The organism is Candidatus Omnitrophota bacterium (assembly GCA_028693815.1).
GTDB lineage: Bacteria > Omnitrophota > Gorgyraeia > Zapsychrales > Aceulaceae > Aceula.
This window is the reverse complement of record JAQUUP010000023.1, coordinates 1-20,145: the sequence shown is the minus strand read 5'-3', so window position 1 is coordinate 20,145 and position 20,145 is coordinate 1. Positions and strand designations below refer to the sequence as shown.

General features: G+C 35.9%; 17 protein-coding genes. All 17 read right to left on the bottom strand.

The features are described from left to right. Positions 1 to 6 precede the first annotated feature (6 nt). The 17 genes from PHY73_07120 to PHY73_07040 all read right to left on the bottom strand — a co-directional run bounded on the left by PHY73_07120 (position 7) and on the right by PHY73_07040 (position 20,049). Positions 7 to 684, bottom strand: coding sequence for an anaerobic ribonucleoside-triphosphate reductase activating protein (locus PHY73_07120; GenBank protein MDD3375471.1), 678 nt, complete (start codon positions 682 to 684; stop codon positions 7 to 9). Next, complete coding sequence (locus tag PHY73_07115) at positions 672 to 2,798, bottom strand: ribonucleoside triphosphate reductase (protein ID MDD3375470.1); 2,127 nt, start codon at positions 2,796 to 2,798, stop codon at positions 672 to 674. The genes PHY73_07120 and PHY73_07115 overlap by 13 nt, the downstream gene beginning before the upstream one ends. 130 nt (positions 2,799 to 2,928) lie before the next feature. Beyond that, on the bottom strand, positions 2,929 to 3,723 hold the full coding sequence (locus PHY73_07110) for a radical SAM protein (protein ID MDD3375469.1): 795 nt from the start codon (positions 3,721 to 3,723) through the stop codon (positions 2,929 to 2,931). 18 nt (positions 3,724 to 3,741) lie between these two features. Continuing rightward, complete coding sequence (locus tag PHY73_07105; GenBank protein ID MDD3375468.1) at positions 3,742 to 4,122, bottom strand: response regulator; 381 nt, start codon at positions 4,120 to 4,122, stop codon at positions 3,742 to 3,744. A gap of 91 nt (positions 4,123 to 4,213) precedes the next feature. After that, positions 4,214 to 4,633, bottom strand: coding sequence for a CBS domain-containing protein (locus PHY73_07100; protein MDD3375467.1), 420 nt, complete (start codon positions 4,631 to 4,633; stop codon positions 4,214 to 4,216). Positions 4,634 to 4,650: 17 nt separating this feature from the next. Continuing rightward, positions 4,651 to 5,178: a ferritin gene (locus PHY73_07095; protein MDD3375466.1), complete on the bottom strand. Its 528-nt coding sequence runs from the start codon at positions 5,176 to 5,178 to the stop codon at positions 4,651 to 4,653. Between the two features lie 140 nt (positions 5,179 to 5,318). Then, on the bottom strand, positions 5,319 to 5,870 hold the full coding sequence (locus tag PHY73_07090) for a rubrerythrin family protein (protein MDD3375465.1): 552 nt from the start codon (positions 5,868 to 5,870) through the stop codon (positions 5,319 to 5,321). 351 nt (positions 5,871 to 6,221) lie between these two features. Further along, entirely contained in the window at positions 6,222 to 6,932 is a 711-nt protein-coding gene (locus tag PHY73_07085) for an FAD-dependent oxidoreductase (protein ID MDD3375464.1), read from the bottom strand. Further along, positions 6,929 to 7,348, bottom strand: coding sequence for a transcriptional repressor (locus PHY73_07080; GenBank protein ID MDD3375463.1), 420 nt, complete (start codon positions 7,346 to 7,348; stop codon positions 6,929 to 6,931). The genes PHY73_07085 and PHY73_07080 overlap by 4 nt, the downstream gene beginning before the upstream one ends. Before the next feature lie 3 nt (positions 7,349 to 7,351). Beyond that, complete coding sequence (locus PHY73_07075) at positions 7,352 to 7,822, bottom strand: pyridoxamine 5'-phosphate oxidase family protein (protein ID MDD3375462.1); 471 nt, start codon at positions 7,820 to 7,822, stop codon at positions 7,352 to 7,354. Continuing rightward, complete coding sequence (locus PHY73_07070; GenBank protein MDD3375461.1) at positions 7,819 to 8,994, bottom strand: FprA family A-type flavoprotein; 1,176 nt, start codon at positions 8,992 to 8,994, stop codon at positions 7,819 to 7,821. Before PHY73_07070 ends, PHY73_07075 begins: the two co-directional genes overlap by 4 nt. A 244-nt stretch (positions 8,995 to 9,238) precedes the next feature. After that, entirely contained in the window at positions 9,239 to 9,403 is a 165-nt protein-coding gene (locus PHY73_07065; protein ID MDD3375460.1) for a rubredoxin, read from the bottom strand. Between the two features lie 324 nt (positions 9,404 to 9,727). Next, complete coding sequence (locus PHY73_07060) at positions 9,728 to 15,409, bottom strand: hypothetical protein (protein ID MDD3375459.1); 5,682 nt, start codon at positions 15,407 to 15,409, stop codon at positions 9,728 to 9,730. A gap of 190 nt (positions 15,410 to 15,599) precedes the next feature. Then, positions 15,600 to 15,791 carry a DUF2892 domain-containing protein gene (locus tag PHY73_07055; GenBank protein MDD3375458.1) on the bottom strand — a complete coding sequence of 64 codons (192 nt, stop codon included), beginning with the start codon at positions 15,789 to 15,791 and terminating at the stop codon, positions 15,600 to 15,602. A gap of 311 nt (positions 15,792 to 16,102) precedes the next feature. Continuing rightward, positions 16,103 to 17,374 carry a hypothetical protein gene (locus PHY73_07050; GenBank protein MDD3375457.1) on the bottom strand — a complete coding sequence of 424 codons (1,272 nt, stop codon included), beginning with the start codon at positions 17,372 to 17,374 and terminating at the stop codon, positions 16,103 to 16,105. Between the two features lies 1 nt (position 17,375). After that, positions 17,376 to 18,155: an outer membrane lipoprotein-sorting protein gene (locus PHY73_07045; GenBank protein MDD3375456.1), complete on the bottom strand. Its 780-nt coding sequence runs from the start codon at positions 18,153 to 18,155 to the stop codon at positions 17,376 to 17,378. Between the two features lie 205 nt (positions 18,156 to 18,360). Then, on the bottom strand, positions 18,361 to 20,049 hold the full coding sequence (locus PHY73_07040) for an MMPL family transporter (GenBank protein MDD3375455.1): 1,689 nt from the start codon (positions 20,047 to 20,049) through the stop codon (positions 18,361 to 18,363). Positions 20,050 to 20,145 lie beyond the last annotated feature (96 nt).

The window sequence follows — 20,145 nt, the reverse complement described above, 5'->3', positions numbered from 1 at the left end:
AAAAAGTTACATCTTTTTTTCGTATTTTTCTTTTAACGCTAAAAATTCTTCTTCATTATAGACGCGCGCATCTTTTAAAGTTTCATCAAGAAGCGTCGATGTTGGATCAAATTTCTGGAGGACATACTGCCTAACTGGTCCAAGAAGACTCCGAACATTCTCTAAATCATTACTAGATATGAACTTACGGATGACCGTTGTGCGAAATTGGTAATCTAGACCAGAATTCAGAATAAGATTAATGCTCTTTTTTATCTTAGATTGGTCAATTTGAACGCCTGTAACATTACTATATCTCTCTAAAGGTGCTTTGATATCCATAGCAATATAATCAATCAGGCTTTCCTTAATTAAATTATCAAGAACTTCTGGATTATTGCCATTTGTATCTAATTTTAAAGAAAATCCAAGATCCTTAACTTTCCTTAAAAATGCCTTTAAATCGCCTTGGATCGTAGGCTCGCCACCAGTTACAGCAACGCCATTAAGCTGACCCTGGCGTTTCTTAAGAAAATCTAAAACTTCTTGTTCTGAAATTGAATCGCTAAACTTTTCGGGAAGGACTAACTCGGGGTTATGACAAAAAGGGCAGCGGAAATCGCACCCTTGAGTAAAGATCACCGCTGCCATTTTTCCTGGAAAATCAATCAAAGAAAACTTTTGAAAACCACCTATTCGCAACATTTAGGTTTTGAAATCTTATACGTTTTTCTTTGAGAGAATTCTTCTTTTTTGCCTTTATTCCACTGCTGAACAGGACGCAAATATCCTACAACACGAGAATATACCTCACAATCACTCTCACATTTCGGGCAAAAAGAATTCTCTCCTGCAATGTAACCGCAATTTGGACAAACACTAAATGTCGGCGTAATTGTAAAATATGGTAATTTGTATTTATGACAAACTGTTCGAATCAAATTCTTCAAACCTTCTTTGTCATCAATTTTTTCTCCAACAAAACCGTGCAAAACTGTACCTCCTGTATATCGACTCTGCAAATCATCTTGAAGATCAAGAACTTCAAAAATATCATCAGAATATCCAACAGGAAGATGAGTTGAGTTTGTATAATAAGGCTCCCGACCCTCTGCATAACAGCTTTCATTGGCACAGATAATACCTTTAAATTCATCTTTATCCAAACGTGCCAAACGATAAGAAACACCTTCTGCCGGTGTTGCTTCCAAGTTATAATTATTGCCTGTTTCCTCCTGGATTTCGACCATTCGATCTCTCATGTGATCCAAAACCTTGGCAGCAAAAGCACGACCTTTTTCTGAAGCAATATCTTCGCCAAACATATTCAAGCATGCTTCATTCATGCCAACTAAACCAATGGTTGAAAAATGATTTTTCCAATAAGCATCAAAACGCTTTTTAACATTTCTTAAATAAAAACTAATATACGGATAAAGATTGCCATCTGTAAATTTCTCCAGAATCTTTCTTTTAATTTCCAAACTTTCTTTCGCCAAAAGAATAAGCTCGTCTAATTGCTTAAAAAAAACTTCTTCATTCTTTGTCTTAAAAGCTAATCTCGGCATATTAATTGTTACAACACCAATAGAACCCGTTAAAGGTGACGATCCAAAAAGCCCACCACCGCGCTTACGCAATTCCCTATTATCTAAGCGCAAACGACAACACATACTACGTGCATCATCTGGACTCATATCAGAATTAACATAATTAGCAAAATAAGGAATGCCGTATTTTGCAGTCACTTCCCAAAGCATCGAAAGGTTTGGATTATCCCAATTAAAATCTTTTGTAATATTGTATGTTGGAATTGGAAATGTAAACACGCGTCCTTTAGCATCACCTTCAATTAAAACCTCAAGGAATGCTTTGTTAAACATGTCTATTTCTTCCTGAAATTCTCCATATGTCTCTTTTTGTGGAACGCCACCAACGATAACAGGTTTATCTTTATAATGAGAAGGAACATTAAGATCGCATGTGACATTTGTAAATGGTGTTTGAAAACCTACGCGCGTCGGAACATTAACGTTAAAAACAAATTCTTGTAAAACCTGTTTCACGTCTTTGTATTTTAAATTATCGTATCTGATAAATGGAGCCAACAATGTATCAAAACTCGAGAATGCCTGAGCCCCTGAAGCCTCTCCCTGAAGAGTATAAAAGAAATTAACCAGTTGACCTAACGCGCTTCGAAGATGCTTAGCTGGCTTTGATTCCATCTTACCAACCGCTCCTTGAAATCCAACAGTCAAAAGATCCTCAAGATCCCATCCGACGCAATAGACACTTAAAAGCCCCAAATCATGAACATGAAGATCACCTTTAGTGTGAGCTGTCTTGATTTCTTCAGGATAGATTTTGTTCAACCAATAAACCTTACTAATTTCAGAAGAAACGTAATTATTTAATCCTTGAAGAGAAAATGCCATATTACTATTTTCATTAACCTTCCAATCCGCTCGACTCAAATATTGGTCAACCAAATTTACATTACTTGCAGATGTGATTTCGCGAATCTTAGTATGTTGATCGCGATAAATAATGTAGGATTTTGCAGTCTTCTTATAAGGAGAAGATATCAAAACCTCTTCGACAATATCCTGAATCTGTTCAACGTTTGGTTTTTCATCAACAGTTGCCATTTGAATAGCAATATTAACAACGCGCAACGTCAACTTTTCGGCAACATCGCGTCCAAACTCACCAGTTGCTTCACCGGCTTTTTGGATCGCTCTTGTAATTTTCTCAGCGTTGAATAATTCTTCTACGCCATTACGCTTCATGATTTTTGCGAGAACATCTGTTGCCTGCATCAAAACACCTCCTGATTCTATATAAAATTAATAAATAATAATTCCTGTGCCCCAATGACAAAAGTATAATAAAACACAATATATAGTATGTCAAGTACTTCTTTGAACCATATATAGTATTTTATAAAACTTAATTATTTTGGGATTCTTTGAAATTTCCGTGACGATAAGCAGTCTTTTTATCGTCTAAGGGAGTATACTTCTTTGTCTCAACATCGTAAACAGAGATAACATTAAGATCGATGAAGTACTTTTTAATATCATTCATTTGAATTCTTGTCAATGGTTTTGTTGCGCAAGGCCGTAATGGCGTATTGATCTGAACCTCATCTGGATCGATCTTTCTTGCAATAGCCGCAATTTGCTCAGCTCTTTCTTTGTTTTCATCGACGAACATAACTTGCAAAGCTAACTTTCCTTTAAATTCTTTTTTAAAAAATAAAAGTCCATCAACAATCGAATCAAAATGAATGGCATCAACAGGTTTATTAATATTAAAAAAAGAATTGCTACTATCAGCATCAAGTTTAGCCAGAACAAAATCGCAATTCATCAAATCATCTTGCACATCCTTGCGATCAATGAGAGATGAATTTGTAATCACCGCAACTTTTTCTTTTCGAACTTTTTTAACCTCGTCAATCATCTCGCCTAAATTTTTTGCTAGCGTTGGTTCGCCCGATCCAGAAAAAGTAATATAATCAATATTAGATGCTGAGATTGTTTTAATCTCGTCGACAATGGACTTAGTCGGCACGAACTCTTCTCTTTTTGTCGCAAAATTAAGAGTATCGCCAAGCTGACAATACACGCAATTATAATTGCAAATCTTTTCTATTTTAGAAATAGGGTCGACCCCTAAAGACATTCCGATGCGCCACGAATAAACAGGCCCATAAATATATTGGTAGGATTGATTTTGCACTTTTAGAAAAATCTTAATTTACGCAGTCAAAGTTTCTTTAATTTTTTTCAATAATTCTTCACGATCAAACGGTTTTGCAATCGTATCATACCAAGAATTATCAATATTTATTTTTAATGGATCATCCGTCTCCTCTTCAAGCTTAACCATTGCCGTAATAAATAAAACAGGCACATTCTTTAACTCAGGATAATTCTTCATCGCCTTAATGGCCTCTGCCCCACCCATATCAGGCAAGATCATATCCATCAAAATTAAATCTGGCGTATCTTGTTTCGCCAAATCAATACTTTGCAATCCTGTCGCTGCCTTCAAAACATCATATCCTTCAGCCGACAATTCTTTTTCTAAAATCTTTAAAATATCTGGCTCATCATCAACAATTAAAATTTTAGACATAACGCCTCCTTTACAATAATAGCAATCTCTAAATCCTCTAAATATATTATGACAATTTTATAAAAGAAGTAAATTAAATTTAAGAAAAATCTTATGAAAGGGCGATGTTAAGGACATCATGCCGGCCTAAAACGCCAACCAATTCATCGCCGTCAAAAACAGGAATGGTATGAACACCTTTTCGGTGCATCGTAGCAATCGCCTTAGCGACTTTATCTGTTTTTTGAAGAGAAATAATATCACAACTCGAATATTCTCCAACAGGTTTCTGAGAGATATCTTTAAGCTCATCAATACGGTGCTTGCCTTCTGAAACCGCTTTAGCCATCAAATTAAGTAAATCTGTTGTTGTAAAAACTCCGACCAATTTCTTGTCATCATCGTCACGAACAACTAAAATACCATTAATCTGATACCGAAAAAGAAGATGTGCGACATTCCCAATCGAGATGCTTTCCTTAACCTTGATCGGGTGATCGCACATAATCTCATGAATTTCTATATTGTGCATAAATAAGTCGTCTTAAGTTATTGTCCAACAATTTCGCCATTTGGCGCAAATGTCGGCATCGCGCGAGCCAAAAGCTCCTTATCCAACATCAAAATACCATTTCCGCCTTTTCCAACATATTTTAATTTTCCTAAAATATCACTTGGATTTTTTTCCTCTTCGACCTGTTCTGTAACAAACCAATCTAAAAAGATAACGGATGCATTGTCATTGTCTTTTTGAGCCATCGCATAAAGATCATTGATGCTCTTTGTAATAAATTTCTCGTGTGCTAATGTTTTCGTAAAAACATCTTCGACAGAAGAAAACGTAGAATCAGGCTTGGCAATCGCCTGAAGCTCAACTGTTTGCCCTCGCTCCCCAATAAAATTATAAAATTTCATTGCATGCGAAAGCTCCTCCGATGCCTGGATCTTCATCCAATGAGCAAACCCATCTAAGCTTTCTCCCTCAAAATAAGATGCCATCGCCAAATAAAGATATGCTGAAAACATTTCTTTATTAATTTGATCATTCATTGCTTTAACTAATTTTTCATTCATAATAATTAACCTCTTTTAATTTTCTTAAAACAGTATACTCTTTTTTTAAAAAAATCACTATTTTTTTATCAACCCCCGTATCATCTTGTCCTTACATCAAAAAATGTAAGACAACCAAGATGCCTAAATCCTAAATTCTTATCTTAAGCTTGTGATTGAAAAAAACTTAAATCAGCTGGCTCATAATACTCTTTTGGATGTTTGCAAGATGGACATGTCATTGGCGGCTCTTTACCTTCATGAATAAATCCGCACTTTGCACATTTCCACTTAATCGGCTCTTCTCTCTTATAAAGCGTTCCATCTTCAACCATTTTTAAAAGTTTCTTATACCGGTTTTCGTGCTCAACTTCAACTTTACTAATTTGTTCAAAAAGTCGTGCAGCATCTTCAAAGCCTTCTTCTCTTGCCTCTTTAGCAAACGTTGGATACATTTCTGTATTTTCATAATGCTCGCCTGCAACAGCCTCTTTTAAATTCGCAACCGTATCACCAATTCCATTTAAAAGTTTAAATTCATCTTTAGCATGTTGCATCTCATTCATAGCTGATTCTTCAAAAATCTTTGCTACATACAAATAGCCTTCTTTTTGTGCTATTTTTGCAAAATAAGTATATTTATTTCGCGCTTGTGACTCTCCAGAAAAAGCTGTCATTAAGTTCTTTTCTGTTTTTGTTCCTTTTACGTCTGCCATTTTTTTTCCTCCAGTTTGTTTAAATGAGCACCTAACTTACGCGACTAAAAGGAGCGTCAAGTTAGCCTGTGCGAATTTACCCCAGGAGCGCTTCTCAGCGACGCGGGGTTTCCTTGACTTAATACCCTACAAAATTTAAATGAGCACCTAACTTACGCGACTAAAAGGAGCGTCAAGTTAGCCTGTGCGAATTTACCCCAGGAGCGCTTCTCAGCGACGCGGGGTTTCCTTGACTTAATACCCTACAAAATTTAAATGAGCACCTAACTTACGCGACTAAAAGGAGCGTCGAGTTAGCCTGTGCGAATTTATATCGATACGATTGCGGCCTAGCAATTGTATCGATAATCCTTAATACCCTACAAAATTCTCAGCCTTCACTTTTCCTGCCTCACATCCAATTTCAACACAAATCTTTTTCATAGCCTCAACCATTTTTGGTGGGCCTGATATAAAAATCGAACGATCCTTGTAGTCCGTAATATTTTTTAAAATAAAATCTTTATCAATAAGACCTTTAAAAAACTTTTTTTCTTCAGATTCGCCTTCGGCTAGGGTCCAAGCAATATTAAAATTAGGGTTATCTTTTTCCCAAGATTCAAGCTCTTGTCGAAACGGGATATCATCTTCCGTCATGTTCGAATAAAGAAGTTTAATATCTGAAGGAATTTTATTCTCGACAATATATTCAATAATTGATATTGCAGGCGTAATGCCAATGCCACCGGTAATAAACGCAACCTTTTGATAGGCAGAATCAAATGTGCAACTCCCTATGGGCCCTTCTACAGAGACAATATCGTCTTTCTTAAGGCTCCAAAGTCTTTTTGAAAACTCACTTTCAGAGCGTCTTTTTGTCACTTCAATATACTCTTTAGATGGCGCACAGGAGAAAGACAAATATTTATTTAAATCTTTATTATTTTTATTCGCCCCGTCAAATAACACTTTCAAAAACTGGCCAGGACAAAATTCAATTCTTTTTTCAGATGAAAAACGAAAACTTTCTGTTGTCTCGGTCCTCTTAATGCGTTCGATAAATTTCAATTTAAATTCATTCATTTCTTTTTTGTCCCATTAGAACAATGAAAACATATTCCATAAAAATACCCCTGAAAATCATCAATCATATGGCCATCAACAATCCTATTTTGAAGCGCAGAACAAACAGGCATATGAACATCAAAAATTTTGTTGCAAATTCGACACGAAAAATGATGATGCGCATTTTCTTTCAGTTCATACAAAGATTTATTAAAATCTATTTTGATCTCGCGCAACAATCCCTTATCACAAAAACTTTCTAAAATCGAATAAACAGTTCCCAGCGAAATCGCCGGTACTTTCTTTTGCGCTAAACGATAAACATCTTCCGCGCTTAAGTGCCCCTTAGACTTATCAAAACTAAGATAGACCGATAAACGCTGCGGCGTTACCTTAATATTATGCTCTCTTAAAACTTGACTTGTTTGTTCCATAGGTTACTTAACCTTATTCTTTGATGGTGGCGCTAAATCAATCACATTATCAATTTTTACTTCAATAAAATATTTTGGCTCTATCGGAAGATGCGCTTCAAACTGTTTTTTTGACTTTGATCCTGTACTTACGCTTTTCTGAATACGCTTTGTAATGCGTTGAACAACCCGAGACTCCCACTCATTAAAAATATCCTTTTTAATTTCACTCCTTTGGATAATTTTTGCTTTTCCTTGAAGAGTGTAGCCTTTAAACCGCTGCTCATCTAAAGCCGTAACACTAATCACTGGATTTTTCTTTAAATTTTGAAAAGTCCGATATAAATAAAGATCTGTCAAAAAAAGCTTGTTTGTTTTTCCGATACCAACAAGACCTTTGACCGAGCAATGAATTGCGCCTTTTTGATCAATTGTTGACACAACAACAGCATGATTCTTTTCAAAAAAATCAATAATCTCTTTTGATAATTTCATTTTATTCTTTCTTTAATTTTATCAACCACAATCTTTAACAATTCAAGCTCATCCTCATCAGGAACAAATTGGCTATACTTTCCTTCATCCATCAATTCAAACCCCGCATCAACAATAGATTGTTCAAATTCCTTAAATCCTATTTTTGACCAACCGTACGAACCAAAAGTTGTGGCATAACGATTTTTTGTCTTTAAACCTTTAAGATACATCAAAAGCGCGGCCATTGTTGGCAACATGCGGTTGTTTAAAATCGGTGTTCCAAACAAGACAAATTTAGACATCAGAACATCTGTCACAATATCTGAAATATGGGCCTCCTGAAGGCCAACCATCTTAACGGGAATACCTGCAACATCAACAAAATGATTTAATTTTGTCGCCATCTGCCGTGTTGAATTCCACATCGTATCATAAACAATAAGACATTTATCGTCAGATTCATAGCTTGCCCACCTTTGATACAACGATACGATTTTCTCAATATTTTCTTTTGTTCGCCAAATAAGCCCATGCGATGGACAAATCATCTCAATATCAAGCTTAGAGGCAGCATCCAGTGCTTTAAGAACCTGGGCTCCATATGGCATAACAATATTCGCATAATATTTGGCCGCATCTTCAAAAACAATATCAGAGCCAACTTCATCAGCATAACGCTCAGCGCTTGCCCTATGTTGACCAAAAGCATCATTAGAAAAAAGGATCTTGTCCTGCGCAGAATATGTGGCCATCGAATCCGGCCAATGAACCATCGGCGTCAAAAGAAAACTTAAAGTTCTTTTTCCGATCTTTAACTCATCACCTGTATTAACAATTTTGAATTTCCAATCTTTCTTGAAATGGCGCTTAAGCTCTTCAGCCCCTTTTGGCGAACAAACAACTTCAGCATTCGGACAATATTTTAAGATTGCATCAATGGAACCAGAATGATCCATCTCTGTATGATTAGAAATCACATATTTTATTTTAGCTGGATCAATCACCTCTTTAATGCGATCAATCATCTCCTCGGCGCCATAATATTTAACGGTATCAATCAACGTTGGAGCTTCATCTAAAATAAGATAAGAATTATACGTCGAACCTACAGGAGTTTCATATCCATGAAAATTCCTAAGGTCCCAATCGATATACCCTGTCCAATAAATGTTATCTATTATTTTATGCATAATTTTATAAAATGTATTTAGTATTTGGTATTTGGTATTTGATATTTAGTGAAAACAAAAAAATTAAAGTATTTAGTGTACGGTAAAACAAACGCAGAAAAAACGGACAGATTTTCTATTATTTCTTTAAATTCTTAATTTATCGTCTACCTTTTTTCTTCTTAGCCTTTTAGCTCTCCACTCTTATGCTAAATACTATATACTAAATACTAACGACTATATACTAAATACTAACGACTATATACTATTCTTCAACTGCTTCAAAATCTTCTTTGGATACGCCACACTCTGGGCAAACCCATGTATCTGGAATATCTTCAAAAGCTGTTCCTGCAGCAACGCCATTATCTGGATCGCCAACAACTGGATCATAAATATATCCACAAACTGTACATTTATACTTTTTCATAAATTTACGCCTTTCTTTTATATAATGTTAACAATTAATCCCGCGTAAATTTATCCCAGGAGCGGTTTCTAGCGACGCGGGATTTCCTTAAATACCCCTACCCTAATTGACAGCGAGCTTACCAAGAATGATTATTATATAGGAATAGGTACTAGTGTCAAGAAAAATATTTACTTAACCTGAACGATTAGAAATTACAATATACAAAATCCAAATGACAAGCAAATCACAATAGACAACACACAATAAGCAAACATTATCGTTGATCATTTGTTGTTTGTTAATTGTTAATTATTTGTAATTTGTTTATTGGAAATTGTTTATTTACAACTTACTAAGCTTTAGATCTGTCTCTTCTTGGACCGCTCCAAGAAAAGCAGGTAAATTTGTCACTGGAGCGACATTAATAATAACAGGATAAAGTCCATTGATTTCTATATTTTCAAAATCTAAATTTTCTAAATTAAATTCAAACCGCTCGCCTTGCGATTGCACTTCCATCTCTAAGGTCTCGGCGCCAAGATCAATACCGCCAAGATTTTCCTTATTAGGAGAACTTTCATCAAATTCTCCAAACGGAAGCTCAAGCTGCGTGCCTGAAAAATTTGGTTTCTTAACCTGATCTTGACCAGAAGAAGTTCCGCTATCTTCTCGTGAAGATTTTGCCGAGTTTAAAACTTTCTGATAATATTCTTTTTTATCATAAGCTCCTCTAGTTAAGAATTCCTTATCAACATCCAAATCTTTTTCAAATTGCTTAAGTTGTGTGTCGATAATCCACTCTCCGTCAACATCAACAACAACGTGCTCTCTCTGACCTCCTGCCTTAAGAGGAATGAAGATAGTATCATCGCGAAAATCGTGAGAAAGTCGTAAATCTGTTTCCCTTCGCGAAGTTTCCATAATCCAATCTGTTGCAATCTTGCATTGATTGTTTCCACTCGGTGGAAACCTTTGCATAGCTAAACTAGCCAAATCTTGAATCTCTCGAGGAATAATCCCTGAAGAAGTTTTATTCTTTTCGGCCTCCAAAGCAGCCATAAGTTTTGGGTAAATCTCATCATTTGTTTCAGGTCTAACGAATTCAGTATTTCCCATGGGTCGTATAAGTGTTTCTGCTCTATTATAATAATAGCTCGTGCCTTTATACGAAAAAACAACTAACATCGGGTTTTGCTTCGTAACGACAATGCCTGAATGATCCACCAACGCATCGCCTTCACCGCCTTCATCATCATTTTTAAATTCTTGCTCAAAAGCAATCTCGTTTTGAGCATCAGAACTCCTTTTATTAATAACAACAACCTGATCTAACATTTCTCTTAAAAATTTATCTATTGACTTAAAATTTGATGTTAGAAAAGCTTCTAATCCACTAACAGGTTGAACATTAAAAAGCTTCTGTGATATTGCATTATCTTTTTCACCAAAAGGCTCATACAAAAAAACCACATCTTGACTAGAGCTCTGATCCTGTGCCCATTGGCCAACCAGAGCAACAAGTAGCTGAGAAATTTGAATCCCCGAATATCCTTGTTTTCTTAATTTATCTTGATACTTTGGATTAACAAGAACTTTACGAACATTATAAACTTCACGATTCTCAGTTTCATCTTTTTCTGAAAAAGAAACAGCACCCGCCTGATCTCCAGCCTTAATAACCGGCTTAATATCTTTTTCGACGTGAAGCAAAACAATTGGTTGTCCGTCATCATATAGATTTCCACCAATATCCCGTATACTAAAAAGATATTGAGATTCTTTAAGTTGTTGAGGCCAATAATGACCAAACAAGCCTTCATCGACTTGCCGAAAAGGCTTTATTTCTTTGCGAACTTCCTTGGGATTAGAAAACTGATCAAACCCAACAACCTGAAAAGCATTGTCTCCTAGTTTAAAATCTTGATCTAAAACACGAAAATTAAAAAAATCATGATAAGATTTTCGAGATTTAGTAATTAGATTACAAGCCAAGAACAAAACTCTTTTAGCCTCCTCAGCAAGAATATCCTCACCATTCATATATTCTGAATACTCAGTTTGCAGAAGACCAAAATATCCAGAAAAATTAGCAAATCTACCTCTTAAATCATGAACAATACTTCCTCTGGTGGCTCCATCTATATTTAATTCAGAAGCAAATCCAGGATCAGAAGTTATTGGTCCTAGATCCTTTGGAACATTATCAATTTCATCCATGTTGCTATTAATATACTTTAAGAAAATTCTACCAATACGTTTTATTATTTCATTGACTTCTTTGTCTTGATTACCCTTTTGATCGTCTTTATTCTCATTCATTATTTTAATAAAATCACGAATATCTCTAAGGAATAGTTTAAATTCATTCTGAGTATTTTCATCTTTAGAAAAGAAACTTTTTAGCAATACATAAGATAAAATAAAACCAAGATTCTGAAACTCTTCTTGAAAGAATTTTTCGTCTTTTTCTACCTCTCGACCCTTGGCTCTAAGATCTTCGTCAATCGCGTGTTTCGCCTCCAAATTCTTAAGATAAATCTTAAAATAATTACTATACAATTGTTTAAAACTATTAACATTGTTCTGATTCTTAAAAAAACGGCTCTCAATCTTGGAAGAAGGACTGTAGACCTTGAGGACTGACAATGTTTTTTCTTTAGACCAAGAAAACTTTCTGGCATCAGAAATAAAAGGAAGAAAATCTTGATGAACCTCGATTTGAATCTCGCTATCAAACATTTTTTTCATAGAAATGCCATCAAATAAAATCTTATTAGCAGCTATAACACTTTTTTCTGTTATTTCTTTCCCGCCTTTATCAGGATCATAAAGGGTGGGCATATTCATCAACTTAGAATCAACCTGAGCAGAAACAATCATGGTTTCCCCAGTTTCGTTGTTAGTTACAGCTTGGAGCTGGTAGCCAATAATATCTCCTGAAAGTCCGCCAAAATATTCGTGTGCGATATCTTCATGATTAATGATGTCGCCTGTTTTTGATCGACTAAAAAACACAGCTTGACCCGTTCTTAAGTTGACAAGGGCCTTGATCCCATAAACCGTGTGCACTTTAGGATCAAGCCCTTTAGAACCGCCTTGTTGGCCGAAAATCTTTTCTGTGATAATAACGCGTACACCCTTGGCCAATTGATCCAAACTTAGCTTCGAGCCAATATGAGTTAATTTCTCTTGAGTCAAATCACTTGCCACAGAATCAACAATCTTGATATCAAGATGTTCGCCTTGCCTTGTTAGAATTATTTCTTTCTCGAATTCATGCTCTGAGCGAACCATGAGAACATTATGAGTGTTCCCATCGCTATCTTTGGTCTGGACATCAATAAATCGAACGGTCTGATTTCTTTTCTGCAAAGTTTTAAAAAAATCAATTACGGACTTTTTAAGCTCGCCTCCTTTTTGGGACTGTGAAAATGTAAAAAGCGAAAGAATCTTTCCGTCAATTTTTGTCTGGTTAAATCCCTCTCGCCATTGACGCAAAGCATCTATGATGTCTTCTGTATCTTCTACCTTGATAACATTGATAACTTTATCTGCTCGAACAGGAAATCCATCTTCATCCAAAATTTGAGGATTTTCTTGGTCGAGCGCATTAACGTCATCTGCTTGAACGGTTTGATCTAAACTCCAGATATCAACTACATCACCATACTTTGCTTTTATATCAGACAAAAAATGATTAACGCCATCTCCTCGTCCCAAAATATTAATCAATTGTTGTCTGTTCAATTTTTGGTCTATGCTGTCGTAAATAGGCGTAAGGTGTTCTTTTATAGATTCGTATAAGCTAGAAGTATTTTGGATTTTTCCTAATATATTATTAAAACTTAACAAAAAAAACAAAAACTGATTCTTTGAATCAATATTTTCCTTCATGCTTGGAATAGAATCTGAAGTAAAACTTTGTGCATAATCAACTGGATAGGTGCCCAAGAATTCTACGTCCCTTCCTTGCCCGCCATCTGTGCTTTCTGTCACAGGCAAATAGCTCATCTCCTGAGAAAGCTGACTATAATAAAGCTCTCCATGAACTTTTTGATTGATAAGGTCTTCAGAGGCTCCCTGGTCTTCAAGCATTTTTCTTATCAAAGCCTTCATAAAGAGCACATACGTTCCTCGAACAGATGTATCGATAAAACAAATCCCTTTATCTAAAATTTGATCTGAAGAAATGCCTGAATTCAGAAAATATGTTTTTGTTTGATCAATGGCCTGCCTGATACCAGCTTCAAATTTTGAAAGACTTGTGCTGTGCTTAGCTCCTGATGCCTTTCCGTTGGCGATATTTGTAAACAAATTATAGAAATGATTTTCAAATTCTTCTAATCTTCCCCCTGGAATGGATTCAGAGTCTTTAAGCCCCATCCTTGATTTTGCTTCGCTAACCATAAAGTAAATAGGGTTTGCAACACGATTAACTTTTTGTTCAGGTGTTGTTGCCATTTTCTCAAAAGTTTTATTAGATAAATAAAATCCTTTGGATTCTCCGGGAAGCTCTTTCTTTCCCGCCTCATAAAGAAAAGCTGCATCTCGAAAAAGATATACGCTGTATTGATCAGATTTCTTATATTTTTCCTTGAGATGCTTTGTGAATTCATAGGCCTGCTGAGCGGCCCTTTTAGATCTTTCAAGCATTAAATTTATGTCTATTTTGGATATGCCGAGATCTTGGGCAACTTCTTTTAAAAGATCGTCATTTAATGGGCCTCTGAGACTCCTAGAGGCTTTATCTAGCCATTGAACAAAGTTGGGAAACTGGCCTGCGGCAGATTCTTTATAGAGATCATTAATTGTAGATAAAACTTGTTCTTTGCCAAGGATTTGACTTGAGCCTGTTTTTAATGCACTCGAAATATGACGCAATTTAGCAGGTGAACAAGCCGCTGTTACCTCACCAATATCATCGGTTGGCTCAATTGCCGCCTGTGTATTACCTAAGAAACTCATTCCACCTGAGAAATATTTCCGCGGAACATGGCGATTGGAATACTGATCGTATTCAACCTTAACAAAGTCACAAACGCCTTTTTTAAAAGCATCAAGATATTGATTATAAATCTTTTCTCGAACTTGCTTGTCCTCAACATCCACACCTGAAATCTTGGCTTGATTGCTGTATTTTTGATTCAAGATTGAACTTTTAAGCGTATTCTTAAACCATGTGGCTAAAATCAAAGAATTATAAATTTGGCGAAGACTGGCAAAATTCTTGCCGTTGTTTACCTCTTTCTCAATCTCAGGCAAAACAATCTCACGAACAATTTGTGATGACAAATTGCTAACCTGCTTTGTTTTATCTTGATCATTGGCTTGAGTGCCAATTTTACGATTATCAATATTGCTTTCAAGGGAAAGATAGTCTTCCTCAAGCATAACTTTTAGATGACTATTAACAACAAAAGCATGCGGTCCATTCTCGTAAACAACCGCCCTTTCAGGCACGATCCAAACCTTATTAAAGGTATTCACCGGTATTTGTGTAGTTCCGTATTGCTCAAAAGCTTGCTTATAAATTCGGCTCCAGAACTGCTTTCCAAGTTCATCTTCTGGATAGATTAAAGATGCAGTAATTTGCTTTAGAATATAATCTTGAGCTAAAAGGTCGCGCCCCATTTCGGTTTGGCTAAAAGCATCTGGAATAATACGATCTTCTTCATAAGGAGAAAGATTGACCCAAAGATCACTTTCAGGAATCGTCAAAGAGGCCAAAAAGTATTTGATCAGTTTTTCGCTCTCTTTTTCAAATTCTTGATCATTTAAGCTTGTATCACCAACATCAACAATAAAATCAAGCTCAAAAGGATTTTTAGGATTAACGCGGACACCTCTAAGCAAAACAGGTGCAAAGCTTGGGGTAAGCGTAACCATAGTCCCTGGCGTAGGCAAAAAGCTTAAGTTCTGCGCAAAACCAGGCGTAGGCATAATCATATTGGCTAGGAATGCAAAAATCACAAACCAGCCTAATAATTTAGAATAAATCTTTTTTGTAATTTTTATGTTTATCATAATATTTCTAATAACATTAATATTAAATTCCTCTACCCTAACAATACAACAAGTATATCCGATAATATTAAGAAAAAAAGGGCATTTCAGCCCTTTCGGGAAAGCGCTTCCATATAAATATATTTATGTATATATACAAATAGGGCGACTTGAGATCTCTCAAGTCGCCCCAAATATAGCATATAATCCGCTATTTTGCTACTTTATGCCTATTTTTTTTTAGAATTGTCATCATTAAGCACCAATTAGTAAAAGCAGATTGTAACAAATTTGCTCCTACAAAAGCCGTAAACCAAAGCCATCTGATATCCACCCAAATCGCTAATCCTACGCTTAATAAAACCATAAATCCTGCAATACCCCTTAAAACTCTCTCTGTCATATCCACCCCCACACCAATTATGTTAAACTTTTGAAAATGCGTTTCTTCAATTGAGCAAATGCTCTAGATCTTAATTTAAGATTCTTTTCTCTTCTTTTTGCATCTTCCTCATCTTATACCCTTCGAAATAAATTAATTCAAATGGTCTCCTCAGTCTTGTTGATTTAACAAAACCTTTGCTATGTTCTTCAAGTCTCTTTTTTTAAGTTTCCGGTATAAACCTGTATAAAGATTTTTATCTTTTTTACTTTTTAGAATATATAAATAAAACATTGCTTAATCAAAATTTAAAATATAATTGGTGTGGGGGCTCAAAATGAATACCGTACTCTTGTGTAAATATTCTTATTCCGTTTCATCTGCCCAAATTCAGTTATATCATCTTCCCCCCAAGGCAAATTTGCGCCAAACGTTATTTTCCATTGATCGCTGATATCATAACTTACCGACGGCCTCACATAGCCGTCATTATCAGATGGTGAATAAAAGGTAAACAATGACACCATTACGGTTTGATTCTTAAATAATTTTGTAATCCGATTTGTCAAAAGATGCCTATACTCATCCCATCTATAATCGTTAGGAAGAAGATTGTCACGATACTCATCGTAATCAAGTCTTTGTTCAAACAAATACTGAAATCCAACCCGCAGATCATTACCTAAATCTTTGCTATATCCTGCCATGGCCTTGAAAAAAGAATTCTCTACCATTCTATTAGTGCCATCTCGATCATCTCGGGAATTCAGATATCCAATCTCAACATTTCCAATCCCGCTTGCAAACGGCCCACGTAAACTTGCACCGTAAACATCCAAAGGTTCATAATAAAGTTTTCTAGCCGCCTCGTCCATATAACTTCGAGGATTCTTGTCAAATCCATGAAAATAATAAAGCGCAGCCTCGTTGCTACCAAAATTACGATTTAATCGTAACGCATACTCATTGTTGCTCATCTGAAAAGGTGGCTCAATGATATCACGATCAGAATTAACGCCGGCAATTCCGCCTTGAAAACTATCAAAGAATGACAACCGATCACCCTTAGGCGTTGTGTTAGGTGTAAAATGAGGAATCACGATAAGATCAATATTCGCAAGCTCTTGATAAATTGACACCTTAAGCGCATCGGATGGCTTCTTTAAATATTCATCATCACGGCCGGTAAAAAATGACACATAATCTTTCGGGAACATATCGTTGATAAACAAATAATCGCCTGTTCCCCATGTCAAAGTTTGTCGACCAAGCTTAACATCCATAAAGCTCATCGGCGTTAGCGATAGATTTAATTCACGAAGTTCAAAATCTGTTTTTCCGGAATAATATTCATCAACCGTAAAATCTCCTCGAAAAGCAAGTGCCCCACCTTTTTGCGCCAAATAATTCTCTCCAGAGAAATAATGATTTAACCTTAACTGCAATCGCTGCTCAAGAATATTATAATTATCTCTCTTTGTATTATCATCGCTGACCTTAACTCCGTAATCAGCCTCAAAAAACCCATGGATTTGTGGCCAATCGGCAAACCCTGTTGCGGGTAAGGCAAAAAATAAGAATAGCGCAAAAAATATTCTTTTCATTTTATTGAATCCATTGCATTGGAGGTTTTCTTAAATATCGTTCAGTAAAAATATCATCTGTAAGACCAACGTCATATTGAATATCGCTAAACTCCATCACTGTTTCTCCTCCACGCTGAACATCTGTGGCCTTTGATTTAGTAACTGTTGGATGACCGGAAATATCTTTAACGTCTAAAGCCTCAATGGTTCTAGTCAGATCGCCAGCTTCATTATAATATTCAGCCTTCATCGGCATAAAATTATTTTTGTCAATCCAGACTGTGTATGAAGCAAATTCAATGCCTTGTGTTTCTTTTGGCGTATTCTTTATTTTATAAAATCCATTCTCTTCACCTATAAGCTCATGAATATCGGCATCAATTCCGCGCCCAGAAACATCTTCGTAAACAAAATGAGAACCAACAAAGCTTGAACGCTTATCGCTTGCGGCAATACGGCGTACAAGATCAAGAGCTGGCAAATAAAGCCAACGGTCATCATCTTTTCCAATATTTTTCCAAACCATATAACTCATGCGCGCTACATCCGTTGGCTTCTCAAAATAAACATAGAATTTTTGCTCACCACCCTCTTTAATGCTAAGACGCAAAATTTTGAATTGTCTGATTCTTTGTCGTTCTTGAGAATCGATGATTGTCATTTTGACATTTGATCTTCCATCATTTCCAGCATAATACGAAACAAAATTAGCCTTTTTAACAATCTCATCAACACTTTGCGCAAAAACAAAACTACTTGTAACCAATAAAAAACAAACTATTAAAAATATCTTTTTCATTTTAAACACACCTTTCTTAAATGAGCACCTAACTTATGGAGCGCTTCTATTAGCGCGAACATCAAGTTAGCCTGTGCGAATTTTAATGAGCCTCAGCTTTACAAAGCGCTAGCATCTGTAAATCTGTTAGACGAACTAATCCTCATGAGCGTTAGCGAACTAAGGATCCCTCTGCATAATTGCGGCCTCGCAATGATCAGGTGCTTTATTTCAGACATACTTTTCTCTTCGATACCACATGACAAATACCTGCAAATAAAACAATAATCCCGATACTAATAAATGTAATCGGCTGCCATCCTACGGTCGTATATCCAAACAAAACATAAGCGATCGCTAAGGCTACGAATAAAGCAATCAGCATACAATTACTACATTTGCAGCTCATGGATTTCTTATTCTCCTCAAACATCCAAGATTGCTTTAATGATACTATAGATGGCAAAATAAATAAAGTCGCAAGACTAGATACAGCCATAATCGTAAACATAAAAAATCCTACTGTTTTATACGGAACAAGCGGTGCCGCTAAAAGCGGTAAAAACCCAATGGCCACAACAAGGGCGTTTCGAATAATCGCACGACCTGGACCGGCAAACATTTCTCTTGAAGTTTCCTCCCAAGTCTTTTTTTCTTGATAGACCTCCGTAGTCCTCTGGATAAAATGGATAGCAAAATCAATCGAAAGCCCCAAGGTCAAAGCCGACAAAACAGCCACAGGCATATCGTAATCTTTTCCAAAAAATCCTAAAAGACTATAGATAAACAAAATCGTAACCGTCAAAGGAATCATTGAAATAAGCGCCTTAACAGGAGATCTGAATAAAAATAACATCATAAAAAGAACAATCACAAAACTTCCTAAGAAATTTTTAAGCATACCTCCTACCATATTATTTTGCCAAACAACATTAATATAAGTTAATCCAGCCCAGTTGTAAATCAAAGCCTTTGGAGGAGGATTATCTTTAATATATTTTTTAACATACTTAACAACCTTATCCATATCTTTATTATCACCACTTTTAAGCTGAACCCACATATTAAGCTTTGAATAATCAGGCGTTGTTAAATGCCAAAGATCATCTGGCTTATGCGAATTCTCAAACGAAATCAAACATTGAGCTACCGCAGGTTTAGTGTCAGGAATAACATTATTAATCTTATCTCCACCCAAAAGCTCATAATAAATCTTCTTAACAATATCTGCCAAAGAAGTAGTTTTTCCGACAAGTCCAGTCTCGAGCAATCGCTTTTGCAATTGTTCGATGTACTTCAACATAGCAGGCTCAATAAAAATCTCATCCTCTTTATTTTTTGCTTCAAAAACAAGATACGCCTCGTAGGTCCCGGAAAAATGTTCATTCAAAATCTTATCCGCTACACGAATCGGATGTTTTGCTTCAAACCAACGCACCGGGTTGTCATTAACCTGAATACGACTAATGCCATAAAGCGAAATTCCACACAAAATCACTGTGATCGCCAAAACAGGCTTAAAATATTTTGTTGTAATCGTTCTAATAACTTTTAAAATCTTGTCTAAGAAAACTGATTTCTCCTCTTTGCCAGACAACCCAAACCCATCAAATTTTTTAGGGTTCATCAGCATAATATATGCCGGAATAAACAAGATTGTTAAAACCCAAGCAATCAAAACTCCAACAGCAACAAAAACACCAAAAACCTGAACTGGTGGAATCGGTGAAAAAGAAAGTGAGAAAAATCCAACCGCAGATGTTAGCGATGTAAATAGCATCGGACTAAAAAGCTCATTTAAAACAAAAACAATTGTCTTTTTTCGATCATGAAAAAAATGATACTTATCAAAAAACTCACTTAAAATATGCACGGAGTCTAAAACGGCAATCGGCATCAAAAAAATCGGAATCATAGTTTTTTCATCTGCTCGAACTGCTCGCGATTCTCCGAAAGTATTAATTCCCCCAATGTGCTCGCTCCAATCGCTGAGGTTTGCTCATTCAATTTG

What these genes read in the sequence shown, in the direction of transcription:
- PHY73_07105 (MDD3375468.1), bottom strand. Translation starts at nt 4,122, where the DNA reads ATGTCTAAAATTTTAATTGTTGATGATGAGCCAGATATTTTAAAGATT.
- PHY73_07050 (MDD3375457.1), bottom strand. Translation starts at nt 17,374, where the DNA reads ATGAAAAGAATATTTTTTGCGCTATTCTTATTTTTTGCCTTACCCGCA.
- PHY73_07070 (MDD3375461.1), bottom strand. Translation starts at nt 8,994, where the DNA reads ATGCATAAAATAATAGATAACATTTATTGGACAGGGTATATCGATTGG.
- PHY73_07085 (MDD3375464.1), bottom strand. Translation starts at nt 6,932, where the DNA reads ATGAATGAATTTAAATTGAAATTTATCGAACGCATTAAGAGGACCGAG.
- PHY73_07045 (MDD3375456.1), bottom strand. Translation starts at nt 18,155, where the DNA reads ATGAAAAAGATATTTTTAATAGTTTGTTTTTTATTGGTTACAAGTAGT.
- PHY73_07065 (MDD3375460.1), bottom strand. Translation starts at nt 9,403, where the DNA reads ATGAAAAAGTATAAATGTACAGTTTGTGGATATATTTATGATCCAGTT.
- PHY73_07040 (MDD3375455.1), bottom strand. Translation starts at nt 20,049, where the DNA reads ATGATTCCGATTTTTTTGATGCCGATTGCCGTTTTAGACTCCGTGCAT.
- PHY73_07075 (MDD3375462.1), bottom strand. Translation starts at nt 7,822, where the DNA reads ATGAAATTATCAAAAGAGATTATTGATTTTTTTGAAAAGAATCATGCT.
- PHY73_07060 (MDD3375459.1), bottom strand. Translation starts at nt 15,409, where the DNA reads ATGATAAACATAAAAATTACAAAAAAGATTTATTCTAAATTATTAGGC.
- PHY73_07055 (MDD3375458.1), bottom strand. Translation starts at nt 15,791, where the DNA reads ATGACAGAGAGAGTTTTAAGGGGTATTGCAGGATTTATGGTTTTATTA.
- PHY73_07120 (MDD3375471.1), bottom strand. Translation starts at nt 684, where the DNA reads ATGTTGCGAATAGGTGGTTTTCAAAAGTTTTCTTTGATTGATTTTCCA.
- PHY73_07080 (MDD3375463.1), bottom strand. Translation starts at nt 7,348, where the DNA reads ATGGAACAAACAAGTCAAGTTTTAAGAGAGCATAATATTAAGGTAACG.
- PHY73_07115 (MDD3375470.1), bottom strand. Translation starts at nt 2,798, where the DNA reads ATGCAGGCAACAGATGTTCTCGCAAAAATCATGAAGCGTAATGGCGTA.
- PHY73_07090 (MDD3375465.1), bottom strand. Translation starts at nt 5,870, where the DNA reads ATGGCAGACGTAAAAGGAACAAAAACAGAAAAGAACTTAATGACAGCT.
- PHY73_07100 (MDD3375467.1), bottom strand. Translation starts at nt 4,633, where the DNA reads ATGCACAATATAGAAATTCATGAGATTATGTGCGATCACCCGATCAAG.